The sequence below is a fragment of the Vibrio sp. CyArs1 genome, from assembly GCF_022432925.1.
Classification (GTDB): domain Bacteria; phylum Pseudomonadota; class Gammaproteobacteria; order Enterobacterales; family Vibrionaceae; genus Vibrio; species Vibrio mediterranei.
In genome coordinates this window covers 277688-303957 of sequence record NZ_JAKRBO010000003.1, presented here as the reverse complement: position 1 = coordinate 303957, position 26270 = coordinate 277688, and the positions used below count along the sequence as shown (strand labels likewise).

At 44.0% G+C, this 26270-nt stretch carries 23 protein-coding genes and 1 pseudogene; 11 read left to right on the top strand and 13 right to left on the bottom strand.

Annotated elements, in window-relative coordinates; all coding sequences use genetic code 11:
- Nucleotides 1-44: 44 nt before the first annotated feature.
- Both MMA19_RS11930 and MMA19_RS11925 read left to right on the top strand, forming a co-directional pair.
- Nucleotides 45-1049, top strand: a complete 1005-nt coding sequence (locus MMA19_RS11930) for an endonuclease/exonuclease/phosphatase family protein (protein ID WP_240206303.1) — start codon at nucleotides 45-47, stop codon at nucleotides 1047-1049.
- Nucleotides 1050-1137: 88 nt separating this feature from the next.
- Nucleotides 1138-1635, top strand: coding sequence for a GNAT family N-acetyltransferase (locus MMA19_RS11925; protein ID WP_038227375.1), 498 nt, complete (start codon nucleotides 1138-1140; stop codon nucleotides 1633-1635).
- Nucleotides 1636-1696: 61 nt separating this feature from the next.
- Here MMA19_RS11925 and pcp read toward each other — a convergent pair whose 3' ends face one another.
- Nucleotides 1697-2335, bottom strand: a complete 639-nt coding sequence (gene pcp, locus MMA19_RS11920) for a pyroglutamyl-peptidase I (RefSeq protein ID WP_240206302.1) — start codon at nucleotides 2333-2335, stop codon at nucleotides 1697-1699.
- Nucleotides 2336-2418: 83 nt separating this feature from the next.
- On the opposite strand from pcp, the gene MMA19_RS11915 reads away from it, so the two are divergent.
- Nucleotides 2419-2664 carry a hypothetical protein gene (locus MMA19_RS11915; RefSeq protein WP_006070382.1) on the top strand — a complete coding sequence of 82 codons (246 nt, stop codon included), beginning with the start codon at nucleotides 2419-2421 and terminating at the stop codon, nucleotides 2662-2664.
- A gap of 64 nt (nucleotides 2665-2728) precedes the next feature.
- Here MMA19_RS11915 and MMA19_RS11910 read toward each other — a convergent pair whose 3' ends face one another.
- The 8 genes from MMA19_RS11910 to MMA19_RS11875 form a co-directional block, all read right to left on the bottom strand.
- On the bottom strand, nucleotides 2729-4864 hold the full coding sequence (locus MMA19_RS11910) for a TonB-dependent receptor (RefSeq protein ID WP_038227377.1): 2136 nt from the start codon (nucleotides 4862-4864) through the stop codon (nucleotides 2729-2731).
- Between the two features lie 185 nt (nucleotides 4865-5049).
- Nucleotides 5050-6387, bottom strand: a complete 1338-nt coding sequence (locus MMA19_RS11905; RefSeq protein ID WP_240206301.1) for a SidA/IucD/PvdA family monooxygenase — start codon at nucleotides 6385-6387, stop codon at nucleotides 5050-5052.
- Nucleotides 6388-6398: 11 nt separating this feature from the next.
- Nucleotides 6399-8177 carry an IucA/IucC family protein gene (locus tag MMA19_RS11900; RefSeq protein WP_240206300.1) on the bottom strand — a complete coding sequence of 593 codons (1779 nt, stop codon included), beginning with the start codon at nucleotides 8175-8177 and terminating at the stop codon, nucleotides 6399-6401.
- A gap of 3 nt (nucleotides 8178-8180) precedes the next feature.
- Nucleotides 8181-9026, bottom strand: a complete 846-nt coding sequence (locus MMA19_RS11895) for a GNAT family N-acetyltransferase (protein WP_240206299.1) — start codon at nucleotides 9024-9026, stop codon at nucleotides 8181-8183.
- 15 nt (nucleotides 9027-9041) lie between these two features.
- Complete coding sequence (locus MMA19_RS11890) at nucleotides 9042-10784, bottom strand: IucA/IucC family protein (protein ID WP_240206298.1); 1743 nt, start codon at nucleotides 10782-10784, stop codon at nucleotides 9042-9044.
- Nucleotides 10785-11054: 270 nt separating this feature from the next.
- Nucleotides 11055-13046, bottom strand: a complete 1992-nt coding sequence (gene fhuB / locus MMA19_RS11885; protein WP_107306047.1) for a Fe(3+)-hydroxamate ABC transporter permease FhuB — start codon at nucleotides 13044-13046, stop codon at nucleotides 11055-11057.
- A gap of 11 nt (nucleotides 13047-13057) precedes the next feature.
- On the bottom strand, nucleotides 13058-13942 hold the full coding sequence (locus tag MMA19_RS11880; RefSeq protein WP_240206434.1) for an iron-siderophore ABC transporter substrate-binding protein: 885 nt from the start codon (nucleotides 13940-13942) through the stop codon (nucleotides 13058-13060).
- 63 nt (nucleotides 13943-14005) lie between these two features.
- Nucleotides 14006-14773, bottom strand: coding sequence for an ATP-binding cassette domain-containing protein (locus tag MMA19_RS11875; RefSeq protein ID WP_088877980.1), 768 nt, complete (start codon nucleotides 14771-14773; stop codon nucleotides 14006-14008).
- Nucleotides 14774-14890: 117 nt separating this feature from the next.
- Here MMA19_RS11875 and MMA19_RS11870 point away from each other — a divergent pair, with 117 nt between their 5' ends.
- From MMA19_RS11870 to MMA19_RS11860, 3 genes are all read left to right on the top strand, one after another.
- The gene (locus MMA19_RS11870) at nucleotides 14891-16081 is read left to right on the top strand and encodes an MFS transporter (protein ID WP_240206297.1); all 1191 of its coding nucleotides are present in this window, start codon (nucleotides 14891-14893) and stop codon (nucleotides 16079-16081) included.
- 124 nt (nucleotides 16082-16205) lie between these two features.
- Entirely contained in the window at nucleotides 16206-16937 is a 732-nt protein-coding gene (locus tag MMA19_RS11865; protein WP_171392650.1) for a carbonic anhydrase family protein, read from the top strand.
- 298 nt (nucleotides 16938-17235) lie between these two features.
- A complete protein-coding gene (locus tag MMA19_RS11860) occupies nucleotides 17236-17487 on the top strand; it encodes a hypothetical protein (RefSeq protein ID WP_062456117.1) in 252 nt (83 codons plus the stop codon).
- Between the two features lie 56 nt (nucleotides 17488-17543).
- On the opposite strand, the gene MMA19_RS11855 is transcribed toward MMA19_RS11860, so the two are convergent.
- Complete coding sequence (locus MMA19_RS11855) at nucleotides 17544-18404, bottom strand: SMP-30/gluconolactonase/LRE family protein (protein ID WP_216610642.1); 861 nt, start codon at nucleotides 18402-18404, stop codon at nucleotides 17544-17546.
- Between the two features lie 149 nt (nucleotides 18405-18553).
- Complete coding sequence (locus MMA19_RS11850; protein WP_240206296.1) at nucleotides 18554-20188, bottom strand: mechanosensitive ion channel family protein; 1635 nt, start codon at nucleotides 20186-20188, stop codon at nucleotides 18554-18556.
- Between the two features lie 138 nt (nucleotides 20189-20326).
- Here MMA19_RS11850 and MMA19_RS11845 point away from each other — a divergent pair, with 138 nt between their 5' ends.
- From MMA19_RS11845 to MMA19_RS11830, 4 genes and pseudogenes are all read left to right on the top strand, one after another.
- Nucleotides 20327-20866 carry an NUDIX hydrolase gene (locus MMA19_RS11845; protein WP_240206295.1) on the top strand — a complete coding sequence of 180 codons (540 nt, stop codon included), beginning with the start codon at nucleotides 20327-20329 and terminating at the stop codon, nucleotides 20864-20866.
- Nucleotides 20867-20961: 95 nt separating this feature from the next.
- Nucleotides 20962-21300 (top strand): hypothetical protein, encoded by a 339-nt coding sequence (locus MMA19_RS11840; RefSeq protein ID WP_240206294.1) that lies wholly within the window; start codon nucleotides 20962-20964, stop codon nucleotides 21298-21300.
- A 218-nt stretch (nucleotides 21301-21518) separates the two neighbouring features.
- Nucleotides 21519-22667 (top strand): annotated as a pseudogene (locus MMA19_RS11835) (iron-containing alcohol dehydrogenase).
- Nucleotides 22668-22864: 197 nt separating this feature from the next.
- Nucleotides 22865-23173: a DUF6482 family protein gene (locus MMA19_RS11830; protein WP_038227394.1), complete on the top strand. Its 309-nt coding sequence runs from the start codon at nucleotides 22865-22867 to the stop codon at nucleotides 23171-23173.
- A 71-nt stretch (nucleotides 23174-23244) separates the two neighbouring features.
- Here the strand turns inward: MMA19_RS11830 and sigZ are convergent, their stop codons facing one another.
- Both sigZ and rarD read right to left on the bottom strand, forming a co-directional pair.
- Nucleotides 23245-23784 carry an RNA polymerase sigma factor SigZ gene (gene sigZ / locus MMA19_RS11825; protein WP_240206433.1) on the bottom strand — a complete coding sequence of 180 codons (540 nt, stop codon included), beginning with the start codon at nucleotides 23782-23784 and terminating at the stop codon, nucleotides 23245-23247.
- 34 nt (nucleotides 23785-23818) lie between these two features.
- On the bottom strand, nucleotides 23819-24745 hold the full coding sequence (gene rarD / locus MMA19_RS11820; protein WP_006070363.1) for an EamA family transporter RarD: 927 nt from the start codon (nucleotides 24743-24745) through the stop codon (nucleotides 23819-23821).
- A 387-nt stretch (nucleotides 24746-25132) separates the two neighbouring features.
- Between rarD and MMA19_RS11815 the strand changes: the two genes are divergently transcribed.
- Nucleotides 25133-26269, top strand: a complete 1137-nt coding sequence (locus MMA19_RS11815; protein WP_240206293.1) for a glyceraldehyde-3-phosphate dehydrogenase — start codon at nucleotides 25133-25135, stop codon at nucleotides 26267-26269.
- Nucleotide 26270: the final 1 nt, after the last annotated feature.

Here is a 26270-nt window from a genome sequence, read left to right as displayed (position 1 = left end):
TTTTAATTTGGGAAATGTATGCTCACGATTAGACATGAGTTTTAGTGGAGTCTAATACGTTGACACAGATAAATAAATTAAAAGTCACCACCTGCAACTTATGTAATTTTGTTGAGCCACCGTTTGCCTATTATGAGATGGAGAACATCTACACGGCAAAACAATGGCAACAAAAAACACTGTGGCTAAAGCAAACGCTGAGCGAACTCAACTCCGATGTCATTGCTTTTCAGGAAGTGTTTTCAGTAGAAGCGTTGCGGGCTTTAGTTAAATCATTGGGTTATGGTTATTTTACTTACAATACTGAGCCACGGTTAGAATCCGGATATATATATTCTCACCCTGCTTTAGCTTTTGCCTCTCGTTACCCAATCGTCCGCCATTCAAATCTCACCTCCCTTGCGCCCTTTGAAGGCGAGTTCAGCCGTCCAGCATTACATATTTCCTTGAATATTGAGGGGTTAGGGGAATTGGACATGTACAATGTTCATCTCAAGTCAAAAAGACCAACGCTTCCTGACGAGAATCTAGACGATAAGTCTACTGTCGATGCTTGGCTCGTTGAAACGCAAGGTCAGACACTTTCATCGCTGATGCGAATTCAAGAGGCAGGCGCGTTGCACCAAGCAATAGTGCAAAATAAACAACGCTACCAACGACCTTTTTTACTGCTTGGCGATTTCAACAACAATATTGGCAGTAACGAGTTCGAACCCTTTCGAAGCCAATACCGTCATCGAAGGAAAGATACCCGCGCAGACATCAAAGCTTATCATTTTCACGACAGTTGGGATTTAGTGCCTAAAGGTAAGCCGGTTCGTCCGGAGGATGAGATTAAGCCACCTATCACTCATTACTATGGTGAATCTGGCAGTAGATTAGACCATATTCTTCTATCCAGTGAGTTTTGCCCTAACTATGAACGCTCAATGTTTGAGGTGACTGAGTATCAGCTCACTAACAAGCATATTATTGACCCCATATTTGGCATTGATGATCTTAGTACCGACCATGCTTTGGTTTCTGTCTCGTTTGAAACACGTGCCTAATCTCAATCCAATAAGATAAAGCGCTTGCTTATGATAAAAAATTCAATTAGTTATAGGGGTTAACAACATCACAAGCGAGGAGGCTGACATGAACGTTATTATTCGACCAACAGAACTACGAGACGCAGAGGGTCTGAGTCAGCTCTATTCGCAACCAAAAGCACAACGAGAAACCCTACAACTGCCCTTACCTTCGGTCGCAATGTGGCAAGAAAGGCTAAGTAATATGCCTGCCGGAGTGTATAGCTACGTAGCCGAATTAGACGGCAAAATTGTCGGTAATATTGGACTGGAACACTCTCAGCGCCCAAGAACGGCACACTGTGCAAGCTTTGGAATTGGAGTTCATGATGAATACCATGGTTTAGGCATTGGTAGTCGATTGGTGGAAACCGTGTTAGACCTAACAGATAATTGGCTCAATGTTCAAAGGGTACAGATCGAAGTAAACGCCGATAATAAAGCAGCTATCGCCCTCTACTCTAAATTCGGTTTTGAGATTGAAGGTGAGGCGCTGTGCTCAGTCTTTCGAGACGGTGAATTTATCTCGACGTATTATATGGCTCGACTGAAAGATCAATTGTAGTGTCAATTTTACCAAGAACACGAAGTCACCGTGTTCTTGGTATTCGCTCGTTACTCTTCTGTCAGCAAATCTGTCCTGCTCCCACTTTACTGTCTTTCTCACAATTAATCGCAACCTGAGCCGCAAGTCTCAGCCCCTCAACAATCTTATCCAACGACATAGTGGGCTGACTGCCGTCAATATCTTGCTCAGGTAACAATGGAACGTGAATGAAACCATGTTTAATACCACTACCCCGCAAGTAATGTTGCACACCGTAAAATAGGTGATTGCACACAAACGTCCCCGCCGTATTGGATACCTGACAAGGAATACCCTGTTGTTGGAGTTTTAGTGTTATCGCCTTAATAGGCAGCGTGCTGAAATACGCATCGGGCCCATCGTTCACAATAGGAACATCAATCGGTTGATTACCATTATTATCAGCGATACGGAAATCATCGACATTAATTGCAACTCGTTCAGGTGTAATCGCAGCTCGTCCTGCACCTAACCCAACCGTTAGAACTACATCGGGTTGGTGAGTCTCAATAGCGGCAATCACTGTGTCGATAGATTCATATTGTGTGACAGGTACTTTGCATACCTGTATTTTTGCACCCTTGAGCTGCTGATTGGATAGTTGCTTGATCGCTTCCAACGCAGGATTAATCGTGTTGTCTCCAAACACATCAAAGCCCGCTATCAACACTTTTTTCATTTACTACCCAGCCTATTATTGGTTTCTTGGTTTAACTTAGGTAGAGTACGCCACCAGTCATTATCTGCAAGAGATAGAATCTGATGAATATTGAAAATGATGTAATTGAAACGCTTGAGCAGCTAGAGAACTTTCTCATTCAAGTAGAAAGTGGTGCATTGGGACTAAAAGATGTTGCTGGCATCGCGTTAGCAACCTCTAATTCTGACGGTCGTCCATTTGTGGCGGTATTAAGCGACAAACACGAGCTTCTGCTAGGGCGTTGGGTCTCTCAAGATGTATATGAAAACGGCAAAGACTTGGTGAGAACTGGTCCAAAGCGTAACTAACATCGCCGACAGATTGAAAGTAAAAAGGTCTAGACTGTGCTAGACCTTTTATTTATCACAACAATTAGTACTTCACTTGATAGTTCAAAGTAAACGTACGTCCGCGACCTTTGTAGTCATATAGTGCTGGAGTACCTCTATACCAGTAAGTTGCACGCTGGCTCCAAGTAGTTTGGTAGTCAGCATTGAACAGGTTCTTAATACCAAACCCAAGGCTACCCACTGGCAGCTTGTAGCTACCCATTAGGTCAACAACGGTAAAACCTTCTAGTTTACGATCATCCGCATCCTTGTAGTCAAACGATGATAGACTTTGCAGCTTCACGTTGTAGTTGTCTTCATACCAGCCTAGCCAAGCACTTGCTTTTGGAACACTGGCCTTCCTTGCATCATATGCTTCCCAACCAGTCGCCGTATCTTCTTCAGAAACTACATAATGACCTGTTGCACCCAATTGAAGATTGTTGGTCGCCCAGTACGTTAATTGAGCTTCTGCACCGTAAATGCGGATTGGGTTGGATATACCTTTAATACTTTGATCAGCCGAGTATTCAACCGAACCATCAGAGTATGAGTAGTATGCCGCTGTTTGCAGTGACACTTTATCCCAATCGCTACGATAACCCACTTCGTAGCTATTGGTACGAATACCATCTAGTTTAGTATCGTTAACATTGACCGACGGATCTTTGCCGTAGTACTTCGCTGGGTTTGCTAAATCAAAGCCCTGAGAGAAGTTAGCCCAAACTTGCGAGGTTTGATCAAGATGGTAAATAGTGCCCAAGTTGAACAAATTCGCAGAGTAGTCCGTTTCACCACCCGGAACGAGCGCTGTACTGGCATTTTTCTTAAAGTCATCTACTTTGGTGTTCATGTACTGATAACGATAGCCACCTTGGAGCATCCAGTCAGTAGTCAGTGCGTATTCAGCTTGAACAAAACCCGCTAAGGCATAAGTATCAATCCCTGGATAACGTCCTTGAATAGAATCAATTTTGTTAACCAAGCCACCGGTATTTTCCGTGATGGTTTGGTTATAAAGTGCCTGATCGCTTGAGAATCGGTCAATAAATCCATCAACACCATAAGTTAATTGCAGCTTATCAAACGATTTACTTAACGCCGTTTTTAGCGCGAAGATATCGGTATTTTGGTTAGATGAACTTAGCTTAAGTGATGTTCCACCATCTTGGGTGTATGGTGAGAACGTATGATCTTCCTTACGATACGATAGCTCAGCAATGAGCAAATGATTAAGGAAGCTTTGATTGGTGTATTGTGCACTTAGCATATAGCGCTCAGTACCTTGCTGACGATCAGCTTCATAGCCTTTGCGAACATCAACAAACTTATAGACGCCATTGTTGTCCTGTTCAAAGTACAAACCGTAAGGCGAATCTTGTTGACTATTGTAGTACTGAGCTAATAGGTTAAGGTCTTGAGTATCAGTAAGGCTAATTTGCATATTACCCAATAAGTCGACTGTCTCGTTGAACTGAGTCGAGCCTTGAGTGATATCTGGCGTCACCATTTTACCATTCGCATCGTAGTAAGCTTGTGTCTTGGTGTAAGCAACCGATGCACGACCACGCACTTTGTCGCTACCACCAGAAACAGACTGAGCGAGCTTATAATCACCGTCTTCACTAGAGTTAAAGCCTGATGTACCCCCGACAAATGATTCAAATTGAAGATCGTTGCTTTGTGCTTTTTTCGTCACAATATTAATGACACCACCACTCGAACCAGCGCCATATACCGACGTCGCACCTGATAGCACTTCAATACGTTCAATATTAAACGGGTCAATGGAGTCTAACTGACGACTAATAGAACGAACAGACTGCAGTGACACACCATCAATCATTACCATGATGCTTCGACCACGTAGGTTTTGACCAGAGTGCGTTCGACCACCACTACTTACATCTAGTGAAGGCACAGTTGCCGCAAGAATTTCATCCAAACTCTTACCTGCGCGATATTGTTCTTCAATTTCCTCTGCACCTACATACCAAACCGTACCTGGAATTTCACTAATACTTTTTGGAGTGCGGCTCGCTACCACCACCATTTTTTCATCGGTATTCGTAGCGGTATTTGACGATTCAGTTTCCGCCACTGCTGAAGCTGAAACACCTGACACTATCATGGTCGCCAAAATGGCGTTAAGGGGGAACTTCCTTGAGCTGATTTTCATTTTATGACTCTTTTACATTTTTGGTTATTAACTCTAATTATCGGCAGCGCTTCTTGTGTAGCACGTCCGTCCCACAAGCGAAACGAATGATAAATGATAATTATTACTATTTCTATTATTAATTTGTCACGTTTTGCAATAATTAGTCGTTAATAACCCTGTTATATAGTTGATGTTTTTGTTATTTAAGAAGTGGCTAATTCTTTTAATGCCCGTTCTTCACAACGCTCCATCTTAATGTTTCCCCAATTCATAAGACCATTAACGGCCTCGATATCAAAAGCTACTTGGCCCGCAACTTGATTTATTATTTTCGCCGCACGCCATGCTGCCAAACTTAATTGTGGCTCAGCAATTCCGTGTGAATGTAAACCTGCATTCACCACAAATACATTACCTATTTCATCGCTGTCACTCATTTCAATAGAAAATGCTCCATTGAGTCGAATCTGTCTGTTTTGGTCACGCTTAAAACTACTTTCAAGTGCTTTAGCACAGGAAGGTAACTGCCCTTGATACCCCGTTGCTAGAATGACTACGTCGGCATTGTCTTCTTCGTCTATTTCAGTGATGGCGTTAGCGTAGTTTAGCTTCAGCCCTTGTGATGTTTCTTCCAGTGCCGTCAGAGTGCGATGCGGGAGAAGCTCTATCCAACGCTCTTCTTTCATAACGTCAAATCGTTGATATAACTCTTGATATATCTCCAATAGGCATTTCTGAGTAACACCGTCAGAAGTAAGTTTTTGATGGGCGATTTCACGTTGTTTTACCTTGTCGTTTAATCCAATAAACGTATCAACGTATTCCGGGGTAAAGTATTCATTGGTAAAGGCAGCTTCATCTAAAGGTTGATAGTTCGCTCTTCTTGTCACCCAGTTTAAATGACTTGGTTTACCCCATTTCTCCCTTAAAACATTTAGGAATATATCAGCACCAGACTGGCCTCCTCCAATAATGGTGACTCTTCTTCCTGTTAAGTTCCGCTCTCGCAGACCAATTTCGGCAGCATGAAATACATTGGCACCTAGAGAAGGCTTAGTGCATTCGGGGAAATACGGCGTTTTGCCTGTTCCAAGACAAATATGTCGGGCACGATAAACCGAATCTTTAGTGTGAATATGATATAAGCCATCGTGCTTCTCAATATTCTGTACCGCACTATCAAACACAACGTTAGGCATATTTTTACTTGCCCAAGAAAGGTAATCAGAAAATTCTTGTCGACTAATACAACTCTGTTCTGTACTCAAAAAACGATAATACTTTTTATTAGATACGAGGTAATTTAAGAATGAATATTCACTCGTCGGACAAACAGCGCTAACAAGATCTTTTAAGAAATGAGTTTGCATATTAGCACCATCCAGTAATAAACCCGGATGCCATGAAAACTCACTTCGTGCCTCTAAGAATAAGGTTTTTAGTGTATTAACTTCATTAGACAGCGCAGCAATGCTCAAATTGAAAGGACCTGCGCCTATCCCTACAAGATCGTATATTTCGTGTTGCTTTGAATTTGCCATAGTAGTCGTCCTTATCGCTCTGAAAAATAAAGTGGGTTGTCCATATAAAGATCCATATCCGGAAGCATACGGTCGCTACTGTTGTCGGTATCGTGTCTGAATTTAGACAGATTGAGGCCCAGTTTTAGGATCTGTGGTTTGAATAGGTTCAGTGCTTCATAACGTGAAGCAAGCTCTGGATGTCGGCCTTGATATTGTCGGATGGTTCTCGCTAATACGGAGTAAAACTCCAGCTCTGTCACCTCAATTTTCTCAAGCAGCGGAGATAAAAATCTAAGTACTGTAACGAAATGACCGGTTTGCAGATCATGAATAATCAGCTCTTCCGGTAGGCGTGTAGTGACTTGCTTGACGATATCTGGCAGTGCATCTAGTTCAGGAATGTCCGTTTGAACTAATCGCATATCACCTTGAAAATCTTTTAATAGAATTCGCTCAGGAATGCCGTCACGACAGACTACTGTCACGTTTTGCCCATGAGCGATGAGCGATATTCCATACTTCACCAACAAGTGATAGTAAGGAACCACAACCGCGGTAAACAGTTTTTCCAGCCATAGTGTCGCCGTCAGACCAGACTGCTTGATCAGTTCTAACACCATAGGTTGACCATGACTGTCCATCTCAAACAGCAATGCCATCAGATAGGCACGTTCACCTTGCTCTAGTTTACTCTCCGCCGACTCTCGCCAAATAACGCCGAGTAACTCGTGAAATCGATAGGGAGCGTCTTGTAACTGTGAATAGGCAGTGGACGCTAAATACGCACTTGCTGGCTCTTCCAACGCTTGAGTGCCTAGCTGTTGCAGTTCAGCATCTGTTTCGCATTTCTGTTTTATCCAGCTCGAAGCATAAGGTCCCGCTTGGATATATCGACTTGGAATGCCTCGGTAACACGAGGTATTCATAATAGTAAGAGGAAGTTTGATATCAAACGCTGGAATACCGCTCGAATCATCAATGACACTCAAAGTGCGAATGGATAACTGCGGCGAGACCTGCTTACCAGCTCCGCCAAGATAAACCAGTGTCTTATCACTTATCTCTTTAATGTAGGCCATCGCCAACTTATTCTCCCATTGCCATGGGTGAACAGGTATCAACAGATAATCTTCTGGAGCCAGCGAATCGGCAGCAAGTTTGTTCTCAAATAGAACCATTTCAGATGGAGATAGCATGTTTGCTACAAGATCGTGATTCCAGTTTAAATTGTTGGCAATACCAACTTGTAAACTAGTGCGACGAATCGCCAACCAAACGAGCTGGAAGTGACCACTAAATTCTGGTGCGTAATGTTCTAAATCACTCACACCCCAGCCTCTTCTTCCTTTGTTGAAGGCGAACTTAGGGTGCCCTGCAATCGCCGCCTGCTGTTCAATTAGGCTCATCGAACACATGTCACTCGCAGTTCGCTTTGCATTCTCAGCCATCATCAAGCAATCGGAATACAGCGTGGCGTTCATATCTTCGACGTGCTCAGCGACTCGATGATCACTCATTGAGAGATGAAGCTTGAGGTCAGCCAATAGTAAGTTTGCCTCGACAGCGGTCTTATTTTGCTCTTCACAAACACGCACTAATGAGTCGGCATCAATGCGATAGCTGCCCCATATCTGCTTACGCCCCTGAAAATGATACTGCGCATTGCCGATACGAGCGGCACAGAGGTTTGAATCTGAGGTCTCGCCTATTTCAAACGCCCCCTCGTAGTGAAACTCACTGATGATTTTTGCCACCAAATTCCGATTGGCGTGCGACCAATACTGAGAAATAGTCTGACTAGCGTCCATACCTTATGTCCTCTCACTATCCATCGACCAAGCGAGATTGAAAAACAATTCTCGTTTCATCATCATTAATGCCGAACGTTTGTGTGGAAAGTTGAACTCAAACTGCTTTTCGAACGCACTGCTCGCAAGACGTTTGAACAGCTTCACATTGTCGAACCTAGGTTCCATGACAATACGTTGCGTTCGAACATCGTCTAAGAAAACGTAATGGCACAAAGCACGCAACCATGCATCGAAGTACTGCTTGCCTCGATAATTTTCGTCACCAACAAGCAGATGGATTCCTCGATCAAACTCCTGAAAATCATAATAAGGCGCTAACCTATCTTGGGCGGCCCAATACACTTCAAAATAGCCAAATGGTTGGCCGTCAATTTCGCCAATCAAGGGCAAAGTAAAACCATCAGAGAATCGGTTTTCAACAAACTCTTTGAGCTTGTCTTCCGTCCAAGCTTGCTCCCAGAATTCAGCGACTCGAGGGTTGTTCATCCATTGGGTAAAGCGAGCTAGATCTTTGTCGAAATCAAACGTTCGAAACGATATGACTTTCTCTAACGCCACATCAAATCGACGGTAAACTTCACCTTCGGGCTTAGGTGGACGTGTAGCCAAATAGCCTCTCGTAGGGTCGTCTTGCTGCTTACTATAAGGAAAACGATCAGAAGGCTGATGGCAAAGGCCGGTGTGGTTAATTTGGAAGAAACAAGCTCTATCAATTCCCGTTTTATCTAACCACTGCATAGGAAAACCTAAAAGCTGGCATTCTTGTTCTGTTAGCGAAACTGCCCCTAAGTTGGGGTGATGAGTAAACTGCGTCTCAACGTCACGCACAAGTTGTTCTGTATTCACGACGTAATCCTTTAATCAACGTGATAAATAGTTAGGAAGTTCAAAATAGATAACCGAAGGATCGGGAATAGAGTTCTCGTTGAAACCCTGGAGGTAACAATAGAAGTTGCCTTTGCAGCACAATGAGTCAGAGTTGAGCACATAATGCAGGCAGTCTGTATCGGCTGGGGCAGATTGGTATAGTTGAGTTAAACGCTGCTTCAACAGGTCAAATAGAATCGCTTCTTCAACTAATGGCGATAAGCTTGCTATGACGCCGTAACATGAATTCAAAATCAGATAGTAGGGGAAATAGCGGTTTACTTTTGCTCTATCCCAATAGTTCTCTGTCGTCTCAGGGCTCCCCAGTTGTGGGAAGTGCTCAAATGCGAGTTTGGTAAACCCGACACCTTGGCAGTCTCTAAAGTAACCTTTGGTTGGCATACCTTGCTCTAGCTCTACAACGATATTCTGTTGATGAGCGAGTAGCACAATGCCTAACTGGCTTTGCAACTCGAAAATCGGTACTACAACATTGTCACAAAACGCTTCAAACCATTGCGTTGCCAGAGTTTCGGCATCTGCTTGATTTCGGTGCGCCAACATGAGAAGTTCGTTGGACAATGCATAGCCGCTTTGCTTGTAAGGAGTCTGCTGGCAAAGGGTCGCAAGCACGCCATGAGATTTCATCGGCTGTTGGTCATCAACCACAAACGGGTTATCGCGCACGGTCGCCAATGATTCATCGATAACCTCACCCTTGTTGTCCTTTAAACCAAAGTAACTGGGCTCGTGGATGATAGACAATCCATTGGCAAAATATTTCCTCGCATCTTCAGAGAGTGATTGGCAAATATCTGCAAGTGCCGTCCCTCTCTTCACTTCCTTCTCAGATAACAAGCGAATCGAATTGGTCAATTTCACAGTCAGCGAGAACTTGAGCATAAATGGTGCGGTCGGATTATAAATAGCGCGAGTGGATGACGTTGCAAACCATGTAGAGTGTCCTAATCCAAGATCAATTAGCTTTCCTGAGTTTGTCAGTTCCTGAACTTGAGGCAGCGCTAATAGCTGTGTCGCTTGCCAAGGATGCATCGGGAGAACCTGCCAACCGGTACTATTTAAATACGGTTTGGCGGTGTCGGGTAATGTCGTTTCGCTCACCTGAAGCTGCTTAACATACTCTCGCCAATCACTACCCGTTGCCGAACCACCAAATACATACTCATTGCGCACTGCAAACCAACGTAAAGCAAAATTGGCTTTTAACTCTGGAGATAATTGTTTACTGATTTCAAGGCTAAGATTGGAGCGACTTTTCGGCGCTGGGTGCAACGAATGCCCGACATACAAACTCTGCTCAGATTCCTCAAACGATGTTTGCTGATCCCCTAGACTTTGACCATACTGCTCAAGTGCCACCCAGGTATTGCGATGACTTTCCGATACAGCTCCAAGGAATTGCTTGCGCTGCGTAGCGTCGATGCTACCAACAATATCGTCATTGGCAATGATGAGTTCACAGGCCTGCTGGAAGCTTAATGTCTCTGCGTAATCACCAAGTGAATTGCGCAGCTCAATTGATGGTGAATAACGGTTAATACCGGTGCTAGACTCACTCAATACCTCAACAATAATTAACTTGCCGTCTCGAATTGGAGCGCAAAGGTACTTGGTACCTTCCTTACTCACAATCTCAACTAGAGCAGACTCACGATACAGTCCATTCCAAAAACAGTTCGCCGCCACATCAGTAAAATGGGCATGATGGGTTGTCATTTTTCTTACCTCTTCCGTAACCCTGACAATCAAATGCGAATGCTAATGATTATCACAATCAACATCAATATATTGAATCTTTACCGAAATAGCATCAAACAGAGAAATAGCCATCACCCAACAAGGGACGAACGTGAAAAGAAACAAGTGTGCAGATAAGATCGGGGAAATGACGTGGAACAGGATGATAGAATCATCAGAAAGCAGAAATGAAAAATGGCACTAAAATGTGCCATTTTTATGATACCAGTCACATTTTACTGCGTATTTTTAAGCCTTTCGTAGTAGAAGGAGGAAGTAACCACCACCAACAACAGAAGCCATTAAACCCGCAGGAAATTGCCATGGAAACCAAAGAGTTCGACCAAGCCAGTCAGCAGATACCATCAATATCGCCCCTACAAAACAAGCAACGATAAGTTGGTTCTTCGCTTTATATTGGCCTAATGCACGAGCGATGTGAGGGGCAAGCAGTCCGACAAAACTGAGTGGACCAATAACCAGTGTCGACAGAGCCGTCAGCAGAGACGCCATCACTAGCAAGAACAATCGAGTGCGCTTGGTATTCACTCCAACCGAGACAGCAGATACCTGCCCTAGATTTAGAATATCCAACCAACGACTCGCGATAAACGTCCCGCCTCCCAATACCACAACGCCAATAGCCAATGCCGACACATCACTGTAACTCGCCAAATAAGTTGAGCCCGACAACCAGGTTAATAGTGCTTGTACATTATCTTGACCAGATGACAACGCCACTCGAAGGATAGCATCTAGCGCCGCGCTCACAGCAATACCCGTGAGAAGTAACTGCGATGGGGCATAGTTCGAGCGTTTACTAAACTGCAAGATCACCATCATCACTAGTGCCGCACCCACTCCTCCATAAAGGATTTGTTCGCCTCTTGTTGGTGTGAAGCCAAACCACGCGCAAAGTACCAAAGCCAATGCTGCACCAGAGCTAATACCCATTACCTCTGGGCTCGCCATTGGGTTAACTGTGATTCGCTGTACCATGGTCCCCGCTAAAGCCAGTCCACAGCCCGCAAATATTGCGCCTAAAACACGAGGAAGACGAAGGTTGAGAATATTAAGGTCCGCTGTAACACTCCAACCTAAATGAGTTCGCCCCAAGAACAGCGCACAGCTTGCTATCGTGAGTAATATCGCAGCAAGAATCAAAGAAACTAGAACAAAAGGTTTTGGATTGTAAGCTTTGCTGGCAACTTCTTCTGCCTTAAAACTGGAAGCAAATTTGTGTTTAGTCAGTAACCAAAGAAGGCATGGTGCCCCAAACAATGCAGTCATCGCGCCGGTTGGCAATAGTTCACTTGAGACACCTGAGAATGGCTGAATGATCAGATCAGCGGTTAACAGCAGTAATGCGCCAACACCACCGCTAACAAACACTCGATGCACGAACCGTCTAGCACCAAGCATTTTGGCAATAGTGGGAGCGACAAGACCAACAAAGCCAATCACTCCCACTGTCGCCACAACAACCGATGTCACGATAACCGCAAGCGTCAGGCCGATGGCTCGAACTCTAGCGACATTCACGCCAGCCGACTCAGCAACTTCACTACCTAGTTCTATGGCAGAAAGCGGCCGTAGCATTGCCATGACCACCACTAGAATCACACTCAACACAGTTAAAATTGTGATGCTATTGTCCCAACCTTGCTGGGCGAGCGCACCAGCTCCCCAAACAAACAGACTAGTTAGCTGCTGCTCATTAAGCATAACCAACATCATGTTGGTCGCCCCCAAAAACAAAGTCACCACCATACCAGCCAGCACCATTTGCAAAGGAGCGAACCCTTTTTTAGCGGTCAACAAGAACACTAACGCGGCGGCAACCATACCGCCACCAAAAGCAAAGGAGTACTGAATAATACTGCCACCAGCAATGCCAAACAGCAGACTGGTCGTCATGCCAAGTTCTGCTCCAGCAGCCACGCCAAGTGTTGTTGGAGAGGCCAACGGATTTTGCAAAAGATGCTGCATTAAGCATCCCGCAATCGCCAACGCGGCGCCACATAGCAGCGCCATCGATAAGCGAGGGAAAAAGGTAAAATGGAGGATCAGTTGACGGTAGTCACTATCATCTCGATGGAAAAAGTAGGTCTGCCACTCTGTCGCCGATAATTGGTAGGGTAGCGCGTTATCTACTAGCCAGGTCAACGCCACTAATCCAAGGAGCACTAAAACAAGAGCTTTAATGTTATAGGAAGTGCGCTGTGTTGCTGTTAACTGCATCTGCAAACCTGTTAATGACCAAGTGTTGAGACTTGATTGACGACTTCATCACTGAGTCTCTGCATCGCTATCAAACTGCCAAATGTCCATACTTTAGGAATAATTTTCACGCGATGTTCTCGTGAAAATGCCATGGCTCCCCAAAGTGGAGACGCGTTAAGTTGCGTTTGCTCTTGCTGGGTAAGCGGACCAAAAATAAGTACGTTACTGTCTTGATACTTGGCAAGCTGTTCAACACTTGCAGAAGAAAATCCCCAACTGTTAGTTGGACCATTCCAGCTATTTTTAAGCGACATAGCCGAGATAGTGTCATTCATCAGAGAACCTGTACTGTGGACTCGAACATGTTTATCGCCAATAAAGCGCACCATTAGGAATGGTTTACCGTTATTCAACTGCGCGACCTTAGCGCCATTATCTGCCAGCTTTTTCTCTGTCTGCGCAATCACTGATTTGGCTTGTTCTTGTTTATTAAATACCTCTCCCAACATAGTCACTAATGATTTAGCATTCTCGTAAGGTTGTTGCTTGTCGTTGTAAATACTCATCGCAATGGTTGGTGCAATAGCGTTCAGTTTTTCATAAGCAGGCGCTAAATGACCACTCATCAGAATAAGGTCAGGTTTTAAGCTAGCGATAAGTTCTAAGTTTGGTTCACGGCGTGAACCGACATCGATCGTGTCTGAGGGTAATGCCGGCGACCCTACCCAATCTTGATAACCTTTGACGTCAGCCGCAGCAAGCGGCTGCACACCAAGCGCTAGCACCGACTCAGCTAACGCCCAATCAAGCACCACGACACGCTTCGGAGTTTGCTGGAATGTCACGGTTCCCAATTCATGCTGAACTGTTTTTGCCATAGACAACGTTGACACCACACTCAGCATAAATGCCATGAGCGTAGTAATGATGACTTTTGATTGAGTTCGATTTAACACAGCGAGCTTTCCTTGATTGGGTTAACGAACGTAGCTGATGACGTTCTGAGTTTGTGGGTCAGTAAAGGTAGAGAGAGGCATTCCGTAGATTTCTGATAGTGATGTTTCATTCATCACCGCTTCTGGCGAGCCATCTACAACAATTCGTCCTCGTTTAAGAGCCACCAGACGATCACTAAACCTCGCAGCCATATTGACGTCATGGATTACCATAATCACCGTCAGACCTAGGCTCTGGTTTAATTCTCGAATCAGTTTTAGTAACTCATATTGATGGGTAACATCGAGTGCGGAGGTTGGTTCATCAAGCAAGATACATTCGCTTTGTTGAGCCAAAAGCATAGCAACCCAAGCACGCTGCCTCTCACCTCCGGATAACGTACTCACGAAACGTTCAGCGAACGGCTGCAAGCCAACACGTTTAATGGCATCTTCGACAATCTGATAATCTTCAGCGTTATATCTGCCTAACACGCCTTTCCAGGGATAACGGCCAAACATCACTAGTTCACGAACTGTCACACCATCGGTGATAGGTGGATGTTGAGGAAGGTAAGCCACTTTCTTAGCAAACTCTTTTGGTGAGTAATCATCAATGATTTTGCCTTCTAGGGTCACCTCTCCTGATGCAGTTTGATTCTGGCGGCTAAGCATTTTAATCAAGCTTGATTTACCACTACCATTATGACCTAGCAGCGAGGTGACTTCCCCAGCAACAAAGTCCAAATCAAAAGGGACTAGGATTTCAAGTGAGCCTATTTGGAAGCTTGCTTGCTTTAATGAAAACATAATAAATTGAGCATCTTATTATTAAAGCAATTAATATAATTGCAAATGAGAAAGATTTGTATGCGCATTGTAATTACTTTAGAGTGTTCTGTCACCACTCTATAAAACCTCATTGCTATGCTCGACACTCACACCATTCCAGCGAAACAACGTCCGACCCGCAATCTGTGGCTAATTGGCGCATTCGCTTCGCTGATCGGCTTTGGACAAAATGCGCTACTTGTTTCACTACCGATACTGGTAATGACCACAGATATTGACTTGGGCACATGGTCGATACTAATTGCCATTGGAAGTGTTCTATTTCTACCTAGCGCTCCATACTGGGGAAAGCAGAGTGATAAGTCTGGGCCTAGAAAAGTGGTCTCTATAGGATTGTTGGGCCTTGCTGTTACCTTTATCGGTTTTGCCCTGATCATCCATGCCCTAGAACAGAGCTGGATTTCAACGGCGACAAGTATTTTGTTATTGGGTACATTGAGAATAATCTATGGTTTGACAGTGTCGGGATTAGTGCCAGCCAGTCAACTCTGGGCAATACAAACTGTTGGGAAAGAAAATCGCTTGAGCGCAATTACCTCTGTCAGCGCCGCACTTAGCGTTGGCCGAATTGGTGGGCCATTGCTATCCGTTGCCTTAGTTAAGTTAAATCCGCTACTTCCTTTCGCTTTCGTCGGTTCCTCCGCGTTATTTCTGGTGACACTGTGTCTATTGCAACCTTCCATACCATCGACAGTAAGCCCCAAGAAGATAAAAAGTCGTGCGCTTCTAGGTAGTATTAAAAGTTATATCACCATTGGGCTTTGTCTCTGTGCAGCCGTTGGCGTACTGCATTACTCGTTAACGCCGTTGCTGCAAAGCATACCTGAATTAACACCCGAACAATGGTCAGATTGGGTTGGCTATTTGCTGACAACCAGTGCAGTGGCAACGTTATTGACGCAGGTATTTGTCGTAAAGAAAAAGCTGTTCTCAGTCAATCAGATGCTGACTCTGGGTGCCACTCTCACACTCATTGGCTACGGACTGTTTCTGGTACCTAGCATTACCACGTACCTAGTTGCTATCATCGTTCTTTCTTCAGGTAATGCTGTAATGGCTCCAGCCTACACAGCAAAAGCAATGCAACATCATAGTGAAAATCAGGGACAGATCAGTGGGCTTATTGCAACAGGACACACTATCGGGTTTGGATTGGCAGGCCTTATCATGTCATTGAGCGCCTACTTAGACGTTGCTCCAATAGGGTTTAGCATCTTGCTTGCTGGTTTGATGATTTTACTTACATTTCGACAGCTCAAGACATAGACTTTTTGGTTAAGATTGGAGCAGAATCGCAAACTAAATATGCAAATAATTGCATTTTGAAATTATCCATTATTCTAGCGCCAGAGTATTCATACTCTCTACGTCAGACAAGGATAATCATCAGATGAAAAATAAGATAACACTCGCTCTAACTCTCACATCACTGCTGCCATTCTCTCAAGCGGTAGTCGCGCAAAGTTGGGGATACGATTCAGATAACGGCCCTGCACACTGGGGCTCATTCAGTAGCACATGCAGCCAAGGTAAAAATCAAAGCCCCATCGATATAGAAACACAATCGCTTACCGCAGCAGAGATGACGCCACTTGAGTTTGACTATTCAGGTAGCATTGGCAACGTTGTTAATAATGGGCATACCATTCAAATCAATGTCACGGGTAACAACACCTTGAAACTGGACCAACAAACGTTCACGTTAAAACAGTTCCACTTTCATACTCCGTCTGAGAATACCATTAACGGTAAACACGCCCCGCTTGAAGCGCATTTCGTCCACGCCAATGATAATGGTGAACTCGCGGTTGTTGCCGTTATGTACGACATAGGGAAACGAGAAGACTCTGCCCTTTCGGCTCTTCTGAATACACTGCCAGCAAATGGCCAGTCAATAAAAGTGGAATCAGATGTAAAACTTGAATCAATGCTTCCAAGAGTTCACAGCTATTATCGTTACAACGGTTCACTAACCACTCCACCATGTAGCGAAGGAGTACGTTGGATTGTCTTAACTGACCCACAATTTATTGAACAAGCACCTCTGGATAACTTATCTGACACTATGGGGAATAATGCACGTCCTATACAGCCACATAACGCCCGCCTGATTCTAAAGTAACTCAGCTCTAAATTGACAAGGGTGCTCTCTGCACCCTCATTTTAATTAACAAAATCATTACATTAGTGGTAATTTTTTTTGATCAACCTTCCAGAAATACGAATCCCAACCTTTCGAAAATTAACTCTTTGAACTGCTTCAAAGTTTACCGTACGCATAGCGTGTAACTTAACTGTTAAACAAAATTTAGAATATGTTGCAATGATGAGATTTTGAATAACACGATGTTCAAAAGCATTCCTTACTGAGAATAGTAGGTTAGCCTTGAATAGCGGTGGGCAAAACAAGGGGGTGCAGTATGCAACAGTGTGAGATCAACGTATACGATATGAGGAATAAGCAGCGGTTTATCGTGCTTAATATCGGCTTTAGTGATACCACCAAAGCAGACTTCATGTGGAGCAATATGCCCACAACGAGTTGCAGAGATTACATTTCTCACCTGGTGGTGTCAGGCAACGTGGTCGCCAAAAAGTATATTACAGAAGATGACTTAAGTGACATGAATCGAGCTGTGTATCGCCAACAGCAGATGTCGATGAGTTGTTGACAGCGGTGCACTCAGATGCACCGCTATGACTACATTGGGTACGCGCCGTAGCGAGCTTATACCGCCACTGCTGCTAGTGTTTCTTTTAGGCCTTGTGCTACGTTTTTAGCAATCAGAAGCTTGCCTTTCTCATTACTGCCTTCTGCAGAAGTCACAATAAGATCCGTTAACTCTTCACCACCAAAACCGACCATTGTAGGGTTTTCTGATGGCACAGCAATCACGTCAATAACGTCGCCATCAGGTGAGATTTTAACCACAGATTGACCTGCATACATTGCTACCCAGTAGTTCCCTTCAGCATCTACACTTGCACCATCAGGACGACCATTGTGTTCAGTAAGGTCACAATGCACTAGTTGCTCACCATATTGACCTGTTTCAGCGTCGTAGCTGTGCTTATACACTTTACTTGAACCTGTATCTGCCCAGTACAACCATTGACCATCTGGTGAAAACGCTAGGCCATTACATGTCCAGGCGAACATTGGTAGCGCTTCAATCGTGCCATCAAGATGTAACTGATGGAATTGCCCTTGGTCACCAACCTTGGCGCCATTACGCGTACCAGCAACAAAGCGTCCACCAGGTGCAGTGCGACCATCGTTGTAACGCATGCGTGGAAACTCAGAGACTAACGGTGCCAAAGACGTTTTTTCTGCACCCCAATTGCTAATGTGATACATACCTGACTTAAGCGCTACGATGAACCCTTGTTCACCATGCATAGCGAAACACCCAATAGGTTCGCCAAACTCAAGTTTTTCGTTCACACCGTCTTTTTGGCGCCAAAGCTCTCCGTCACAGATGTTGACCCACATCCAAGATTCATTACGCCAGTCCCAGCGTGGACATTCCGCCAAATCAAAATCTAGATCGACGAACTTTTCAAACTGAATAGGTTGTGCCACGTTCATGTCCTTTTTGTATCAATTAAGGTTGGTAATTTTCTGGCACTGTTGTAACAAAATCAGCGCTAGGGTGCTAGCGCTGATTAACAATTTGAAGGACAAATTATGTAAGCAAGGGACGGGGAATCGCCCCTATTGAATAATCAGTGGAGCATTCAGTCTCTATCGCCCGCTACTTTGAGCTGATTGGGATTGTTAAGCTGGAAGTCGGATTTTAGATACGTGGTATTCGATGGCAAGGCAAATTTGGCTTCATGCTCAACAACAATCTGATTTATCTTCATCAGTAATTCTTGCTGAATGGTCAAGAATGCTTCCCGCTCTTGGGTATCAATATGGGCGAATATATCAATATCCAGACTGTAATCGCTGAACGAAGAAAAATGTACTCTGAGTGGTGATGCCAAAATCAACTCATGTGCTTCCAACATTGAACGGATATCGCGAGTCAAGCTCACCATCGTTTCCATTGGAGTTTCATAGCGAAGATTGAGAGTCACCAAAAGTGGATAACGGTCCCTGCGACTGAAATTGATGATTTGCATTTTCACTAGATCGCCGTTAGCGATAGTGACTTGCGTTCGGTCTTTAGCTCGAATCAATGTAGAACGAACACCAATTTGCTCGACTACTCCAGAAACACTACCTACTTTACAGAAGTCGCCAACAGACAAAGACTTGTCCATAAATAGAATGACCCCGCCTATAAGGTTTTCCATCGTAGGTTTTATCGCCAGAGCAATTGCCATACCACCTAGACTTAGCCCGGTCACAATCCCATACACTGGGACACCCAAACGATGTAAACCGAACCCAAGAATTGCTACCCCACATAAGGTACCAAGAATGGTTCCCGTGATTTGACTCAAACTCTTCTTCAAGCCACTAACCTGGCCATTACCAGCGAATAATACTTTACAGCTTGAGGATGCGACGATGTATGCGACTTGTGCAATCAAAGGCCAGAATAATAACTCCCCTGCCACGTTGAGAAGGTTCATCAGACCACCCGTTAGATTGAGCTGATAATCAGCAATCCATGTATAGCCAAACAATCCCAATGCCATCAAAGAGGGCTTCAACAGCGCATGGTGCACCTGTCGATAGACCAAATACGCGTAACCTGTAAGAAGAGCGGTTAATAATAGGAACGCAACCCATTGCCATACCGCTTGATCGGCGATTTCAGACATCATCGAAGGAGGCAGCGAGTCAATAAGTGAAAACCACGTTGGCGGAATCAATCGTCCTGCACTCAATGAATAATATTGATAATAGTCAGGCGTAGAATCTAACTTCGAGGGTAAGTGCTTCACTAATGAGTAGTAATCATGAAGATTCGCCACAGTCTGTCTAGAGAAGAGATAATTACCAGATTCTTGCTTTACTATTTGTATATTAGTATCCGGAATCGTCCAACTTTGAACGTCTTTAGAGTCGGGTATCATTGCCGGGTCAAAGCTCGGTATACGATCCAGAACCTCTTTCATTAACATTACCGATTCCATCGCAACTCTATGACGATTAAGATCGGAAATAGCGGAAAGATCAAAAGTTTGTGAGGCTTTGTCGAACAGCGCGTAGATATTCTGCTTTTGCTCCACACTTACATTGGCAATATCACCATAAACCTCTCCCAGAGCCAAATTCGCCTCAGTTACCCGCTTAAGGTAACTTTCATAAGTTGCTTTAGGCGTACTGGTATCCGGGGGGGCTAAAGGAAAAGCACTCTCTGCCCAAGAAGTCATGACGACACAATAACTCAAGAATACTATTAGCCAGTGTTTCATTTGGTCATCCATTAACAGTATGATTTTCTATAAGAATAGGATCTAATTCTTTGAATTCTCGTTTTTTCTTATTGAAATTATAAGAGTTCGAAGTAATGTGATTTATCTCTCCTAGAACAATTTAAGGGCCAGAATTGCATGACCATAAAAACACTAGATTCAAAAGTCGCATATAAAAACAATTGGATGACCGTTCGCGAAGATAGAATAGAACGCCCCAGTGGCAAAGAAGGAATCTATGGTGTAGTAGATAAACCCGACTGCGCGGTTATTATTGCCCTTGACGGCCAGAACATTCACTTAGTTCAACAGTTCCGATATTCGGTGGGTGCTCGCTTCTGGGAGCTTCCTCAGGGTGCTTGGGAGTCGAATCCCGATGCAGATCATCTGGATCTCGCCAAGGGTGAGTTATTAGAAGAAACCGGACTTGAAGCACAAAATATGACATATGTAGGCAAACAACTCATCGCGTACGGTTTCCTCAATCAAACCTGCCACGTTTACCTCGCTACTGAACTGACTCAAAAGCAACAGCGCCTTGATAGTGAAGAAGAAGATCTCATCACTCAGGCCTTCACGATCAAAGAGTTTGAAACTATGGTCATCGAAGGCGAAATCCAAGATATCGTTACCACGGGCGCATGGGGACTGACCAAAATGAAAGGCTTGATTCCTTAAAAAATCGGAAACTAGTCACAAAAGTACTTATAAAGTTCGATATTCGGTAATTATATCCCAAGCTGGAAGAATACGACCCTGATTGAGGAATGGCTATGGATCAGTTAACTCTTCAAGAGTGCTTAATCGACACACTTCGGCGACTAGAAACATACAAAACTACAATGTATTTGAGAGAGGACGCCTATGATCTTGAATCTGCGATTAGAAAGCTCACAGAGCAACTTTTTAGTCTTCAGATACTGAGCGAGCTAAAAGGGTCAATTGACGATATTTCTTCCTCTATCGAGATCCTAAAAATGGTCACTAAAGAAGCAGATAGATCATTAGATCAAGGCTTTGAACTTGATGACGCACGAAAGTTAATTGCCCACACTCTCGAAGCTGATCGTGCATTATCTAAAGTAACACTTGGTGAACTCGGTCACATTTAACCATCCGTATTACTAATAGTTCAGGGTACTCAATACCACAAATAGTGATAGGCCACTCCACAAAAACCGCTTAACCAATTGTTTTAAAAGGGTTAGTACATAATTTACACTAAATCTATCTCATACTAACCCATTGATTTACATCATAAGAACTTGCTCTTGCCCATGTTAGCTTCTCGCTATCATATACATCATGGCGAATAGCAAGGAGCATTCAAATGAGCAGTTCTATTATCCTTCCCTCTACCAATTTATTAGGCAGTGGTTGTTTATCTCAAGCCGTAGATACCATTCACCAACAAGGCTTTAGCAAAGCGCTGATAGTGACGGATGCCGTTTTAACTCAAATTGGCCTCGTGGCAACGATTACTGAGCAACTCGCCGCCAAAGGCATATCTTTTGCTATTTACGATGGAACACAGCCTAACCCTACCATCGACAATGTAGAACAAGGTTTCTCTACGTTAGTAGACAATGATTGTGATCTTATTATCTCTGTTGGTGGTGGCTCACCTCATGACTGTGCAAAAGGCATCGCCTTAGTCGCAACTAATGGCGGAAAAATCACCGACTATGAAGGGATCAACAAAGCGAGTAAATCACCCTTCCCCTTAGTTGCGATTAATACCACAGCTGGCACCGCTTCTGAGATGACGATGTTCAGCGTCATCACGGACGAAAGCAGACAAATCAAAATGGCGATCGTTGACCAAAAGGTAACCCCATTGATTTCAGTAAACGACCCTCAGTTAATGCTTGCCATGCCGAGCTCACTGACTGCTGCAACAGGCATGGATGCACTTACTCATGCTATTGAAGCTTATGTCTCAGTTGCCGCGAACCCGATCACAGACACGGTTGCATTAAAAGCAATTGAGCTAATTACTAAACATTTGCCAACGTGTGTCAGCAACGGAAGTAACCTCGAAGCTCGGGAGTAAATGGCTTACGCTCAGTTTATGGCAGGTATGGCATTTAACAACGCGCTTCTTGGCTACGTACATGCGATGGCTCATCAGTTAGGCGCAACTTATCACCTTCCACATGGTATTTGTAATGCTGTACTCCTTCCTCATGTACAACGTTTTAATCTCACGGCTAACCCTGAAAAATTCGTCGATATTGCGCAAGCAATGGGCAAAGAGGTTCATGGATTAACAACAGAAGAAGCTTCTCAGCTGGCAATTGAAGCGATGAATGAGCTTGCAAGAAAGGTAAACATTCCTGCGACGTTAGCAGAATTAGGTGTTAACCAAGGTGATATTGATAAACTATCAGAAAGTACACTGAATGATGTTTGCTGTTTAACCAATCCTCGTCAGGCAACTAAACAAGAAATCGCGGAAATATTCCAAGCGGCTTGGTAGTTAAATTGAAGTAGTCACAATCCCTAAATGTAATAGGCATAGCACCTCAGCTATACCTTGCATTTACATTGTAAATCGAACTAAAAACCGTTAAAAAACGCCTTCTCAACCTCCCGGCCCCAAAGCCTGACCGAACATTATTTGAACAATTTGACGACTGACATCGTAAGAAATTTGTCTAGCAAGGAGGAGTTAGCATGAACACAAAATTAAGCGCTTTAGAACAGTTTGCTCAGTTTGATAAGTTGGTCATACACTCACTTGAAATGTCGCTTTATCAAGCATCGGTGATTATTGATGGTGACGAACACTACATTACAGAAGAAGATGGGCGGCTGATACGCAGTCACAACATCGTTGATATGCGCAGATTATGCCATAACATTGAGGCAAAGGAAGTCGTTCTAAGACAAGATAATGCGTATGACGAAATGATTGGAAGTCCGATCAGAGTCGGTGAAAACACTTTAGAAGTGCCCTTGGGAAGTTTTAGCTCGGTAATGTAACATCTCGCGATTAAGATAGTGTGCAGTGCCCCATAACCAGTACTGCACAGAATTCAACCAAGGCTGAACGCTTAACACTTATCACATTTCGATTTTTTCGCTTCGTAATCCATGACAGCACCTTGCGAGTCGAAGGAGAAACGGCAACATTGCTCATAAACAGCTTTCAATTCTGTACGACTTTTTTGCACTCGCGACTTCAGTGTTGAGTAACTAACACCTAGATGCTCAGCAACTTCTTTCTGCGACTTACCATCGATATCTATCGACTGTAAAAGCTCGGCCGAAGAATCAGACAATGAGCTCATCAGTGGCTGAATACAACTCGCGAGTTGTTGCTTGGCATCTTCTTCTGAGCTTTCGTACCACAAGGTTTCTCCCTCTGCCAAAGAAGCTTTACCATTTGCTCGATAAAAATCGATTACGGAACGATTAGCGATTTGGAATAGCCAAGATTTGATGCTGTCTGGGTTCTGTAGCTTGTCGAGATTCTGATAGGTTTTTATCAAAATTTCCTGCAGCACATCTTCCGCATCCGATTCGTTGGAAATCTTACTTCTCAAGAAGTTTCGCAAGCCCGATTGATATTCTGACCAAATCTTTTCTAACATCATCAATTCTCTATGCTAATACTTGGTAAACTGATTATTTCACGGCGCCGTGAGAACGGGCGCGTTTTAATCCATCTATGGCTAATATTAGTAAAGCAACCATCACCAATAAATACGTCGGCATGTCACTCGCAGCCACACGCTCCCCTAACAGTAGTCCTACACAGAATACTAAAACAGGTTCAACATACCCTAACAAGCCAAAGAGCGACATAGATAAAGACTGTGACGCAAACAAAAAGAGCAACATAGGAACTGAGCCAGCTACCGCCAAGCCAACATAGTAAATCCAAACCGATGCATCCAATTGCTGGATATAACTCCATGGTTGAAGATAGAGTGTGGCCCCTAACGCAAATGGCAACAGGAATAAATTATCGAGCGCAAAACCAACATCGCTTTTGACACCCAAAGTCCGCCTATGGACAAAATAAACTGGATAGCCAAGCGCAATCAATAACACGATCCACGATAACCCTTCAGCCATCATATAAGCGTATATCACCCCGGCACCAGCCACACAGCAAGCCAGAGTTTGTAGCGGTGTCAGTCTATCGCCATAAACAAATCGCCCAACCACCACCAGCACTAAAGGTAGAGAGAAGTAGCCTAAGGCGACTGACAAGGTCTCCCCATATAAAGGTGCCCAAACAAAAATCCAGTATTGCGGTCCAACGAGTAACGCAGAGAACAAATACCGATGCCAGCGGTTGACTTGTTTTAGCGCGCTAAAAAGCATACCAATTCTTCGGCTCAGCGTAAGAAACAAGAGCACAACAAGCACGCTCCAGATAATACGCTGTGCCGCGATCCAATGCCCTTCGCCTCCCGCAACATTAAATGCTTCTAACTCGGGCTGAAATTGAACATAGAGAGGCAATAAGCCAAACAAGCATGAGGCTAAAATCGACGCGCTAATCCCTTTCGCTGTATCGGACAAGCTTAAGAACTTATTAATCATTGGACGCTTTTTATTTGTTAGGAATAACACGCGGACATTACCGCATTTTGAGCCTATTTTATATAGGATTTTTCGATGTCTGATTCACTTTTTATGCACTGTTTGCTGTGATAATTATCACTACTCTGTATCTTTTGATCCCTTTCTTGCTCTACTCAGCACACTAGAATTTATTGATTCAGTTAGAGCACAGTTTTAAGACCACTAGAGTAAACCCACTAATGTCCAACTAATACTTATAAAGCATTCGAATAGGTGGCACTTGGAGTATTTGTCCATTCGTCGTTAAACTACACAGTTCTGACTTAGGAAGACCAGAATCCTTTATAAAATAAAGGAAAAATAGGGAGTCAACTTCACCTAATAGGCCTAACTAAGTAACAACACATGCAAATACCTAATAGAACCCACCTATTCGCTTTACTGTCACTACCACTTATTTTCATTTCAAAAAACACCAGTGCGGGAATGATGGACAGTTTTATCGACCCTACGGACGGCAGACTGGATGGCAGCCAATTTATCTTGGATAACGCAGCTGGTTTTTTGCCAGTTCCCCTTACAGTCACTGACCCAGCAGTTGGCGTCGGCGGTGGTGCAGCGTTGCTTTTCTTCCACGAATCAGACGAACGTAAAGCGAAACGCTTGGCCGGTGAAAAAGTTGAAGATATTCCAGCCAGCACTTCTGGGTTGATGGCACTTGGAACAAGCAACGGCTCCCATCTTTATGGTGGTTTTCATTCTGGCAACTGGCGCAACGATAAAATCCGTTATCTTGGCGGTTTGTTTGGCGCACAGTTCAACTTGAAAATGTACGAACAAGATACCCCTCTCGATCTAAGTTTAAGAGGGCTGTATTTCTTTCAGGAGATTGATTTTCGACTAGGAGAGTCAAACTTCTTCCTTGGTGGCGCTTACAGCTATATGTCTTCGACATCGACCTTCGACCAATTGAATGAGTTAGCATTAAACTCTAGAGATGGACGAGTGGGCATTCGAGCGATGTACGATAGTCGTAACAACCAGTTCTCCCCAAGAGAAGGGACTAAAGCGGGTATCAAACTGGATTACCATAGAAAAGCCTTCGGGGGTCAATTCGACTACCAAAAATACAATGCTTATTTCCTCAACTACTCGAGACTTTCATCAAAATGGGGGCTAGGGCTGCGCGCAGATGTGAAATCTATTTCGGACAACGTTGACCCACGAGCAGAAGTGTACGCCAAACCATTTATTGAAATGAGAGGCATAGCAGCCATGCGTTATCGTGGCGACAATACGGCCTTGGGTGAAATCGAACTGAGCTATGACATTGATAATCGCTGGACGATTCTTGGATTTGCTGGTGCAGGTACTGCATTCAATCATGATGAAAGCATCTCTAGAAGCAAAGTATATTATACCCAAGGTGCCGGTTTTCGATACTTGCTTGCCCGTCAGCTTGGTTTGCGTATGGGTATCGACATCGCAAAAGGACCTGAAGAGTGGACAACCTATATTCAATTCGGTAGCGCATGGAAATAAA

Excerpts from the sequence above, each read along its gene's own strand:
- MMA19_RS11925 (WP_038227375.1), top strand. The coding sequence starts at position 1,138 with ATGAACGTTATTATTCGACCAACAGAACTACGAGACGCAGAGGGTCTG.
- pcp (WP_240206302.1), bottom strand. The coding sequence starts at position 2,335 with ATGAAAAAAGTGTTGATAGCGGGCTTTGATGTGTTTGGAGACAACACG.
- MMA19_RS11915 (WP_006070382.1), top strand. The coding sequence starts at position 2,419 with ATGAATATTGAAAATGATGTAATTGAAACGCTTGAGCAGCTAGAGAAC.
- MMA19_RS11910 (WP_038227377.1), bottom strand. The coding sequence starts at position 4,864 with ATGAAAATCAGCTCAAGGAAGTTCCCCCTTAACGCCATTTTGGCGACC.
- MMA19_RS11905 (WP_240206301.1), bottom strand. The coding sequence starts at position 6,387 with ATGGCAAATTCAAAGCAACACGAAATATACGATCTTGTAGGGATAGGC.
- MMA19_RS11900 (WP_240206300.1), bottom strand. The coding sequence starts at position 8,177 with ATGGACGCTAGTCAGACTATTTCTCAGTATTGGTCGCACGCCAATCGG.
- MMA19_RS11890 (WP_240206298.1), bottom strand. The coding sequence starts at position 10,784 with ATGACAACCCATCATGCCCATTTTACTGATGTGGCGGCGAACTGTTTT.
- fhuB (WP_107306047.1), bottom strand. The coding sequence starts at position 13,046 with ATGCAGTTAACAGCAACACAGCGCACTTCCTATAACATTAAAGCTCTT.
- MMA19_RS11880 (WP_240206434.1), bottom strand. The coding sequence starts at position 13,942 with ATGGCATTTATGCTGAGTGTGGTGTCAACGTTGTCTATGGCAAAAACA.
- MMA19_RS11875 (WP_088877980.1), bottom strand. The coding sequence starts at position 14,773 with ATGTTTTCATTAAAGCAAGCAAGCTTCCAAATAGGCTCACTTGAAATC.
- MMA19_RS11870 (WP_240206297.1), top strand. The coding sequence starts at position 14,891 with ATGCTCGACACTCACACCATTCCAGCGAAACAACGTCCGACCCGCAAT.
- MMA19_RS11865 (WP_171392650.1), top strand. The coding sequence starts at position 16,206 with ATGAAAAATAAGATAACACTCGCTCTAACTCTCACATCACTGCTGCCA.
- MMA19_RS11860 (WP_062456117.1), top strand. The coding sequence starts at position 17,236 with ATGCAACAGTGTGAGATCAACGTATACGATATGAGGAATAAGCAGCGG.
- MMA19_RS11855 (WP_216610642.1), bottom strand. The coding sequence starts at position 18,404 with ATGAACGTGGCACAACCTATTCAGTTTGAAAAGTTCGTCGATCTAGAT.
- MMA19_RS11850 (WP_240206296.1), bottom strand. The coding sequence starts at position 20,188 with ATGAAACACTGGCTAATAGTATTCTTGAGTTATTGTGTCGTCATGACT.
- MMA19_RS11845 (WP_240206295.1), top strand. The coding sequence starts at position 20,327 with ATGACCATAAAAACACTAGATTCAAAAGTCGCATATAAAAACAATTGG.
- MMA19_RS11840 (WP_240206294.1), top strand. The coding sequence starts at position 20,962 with ATGGATCAGTTAACTCTTCAAGAGTGCTTAATCGACACACTTCGGCGA.
- MMA19_RS11830 (WP_038227394.1), top strand. The coding sequence starts at position 22,865 with ATGAACACAAAATTAAGCGCTTTAGAACAGTTTGCTCAGTTTGATAAG.
- sigZ (WP_240206433.1), bottom strand. The coding sequence starts at position 23,784 with ATGTTAGAAAAGATTTGGTCAGAATATCAATCGGGCTTGCGAAACTTC.
- rarD (WP_006070363.1), bottom strand. The coding sequence starts at position 24,745 with ATGATTAATAAGTTCTTAAGCTTGTCCGATACAGCGAAAGGGATTAGC.
- MMA19_RS11815 (WP_240206293.1), top strand. The coding sequence starts at position 25,133 with ATGCAAATACCTAATAGAACCCACCTATTCGCTTTACTGTCACTACCA.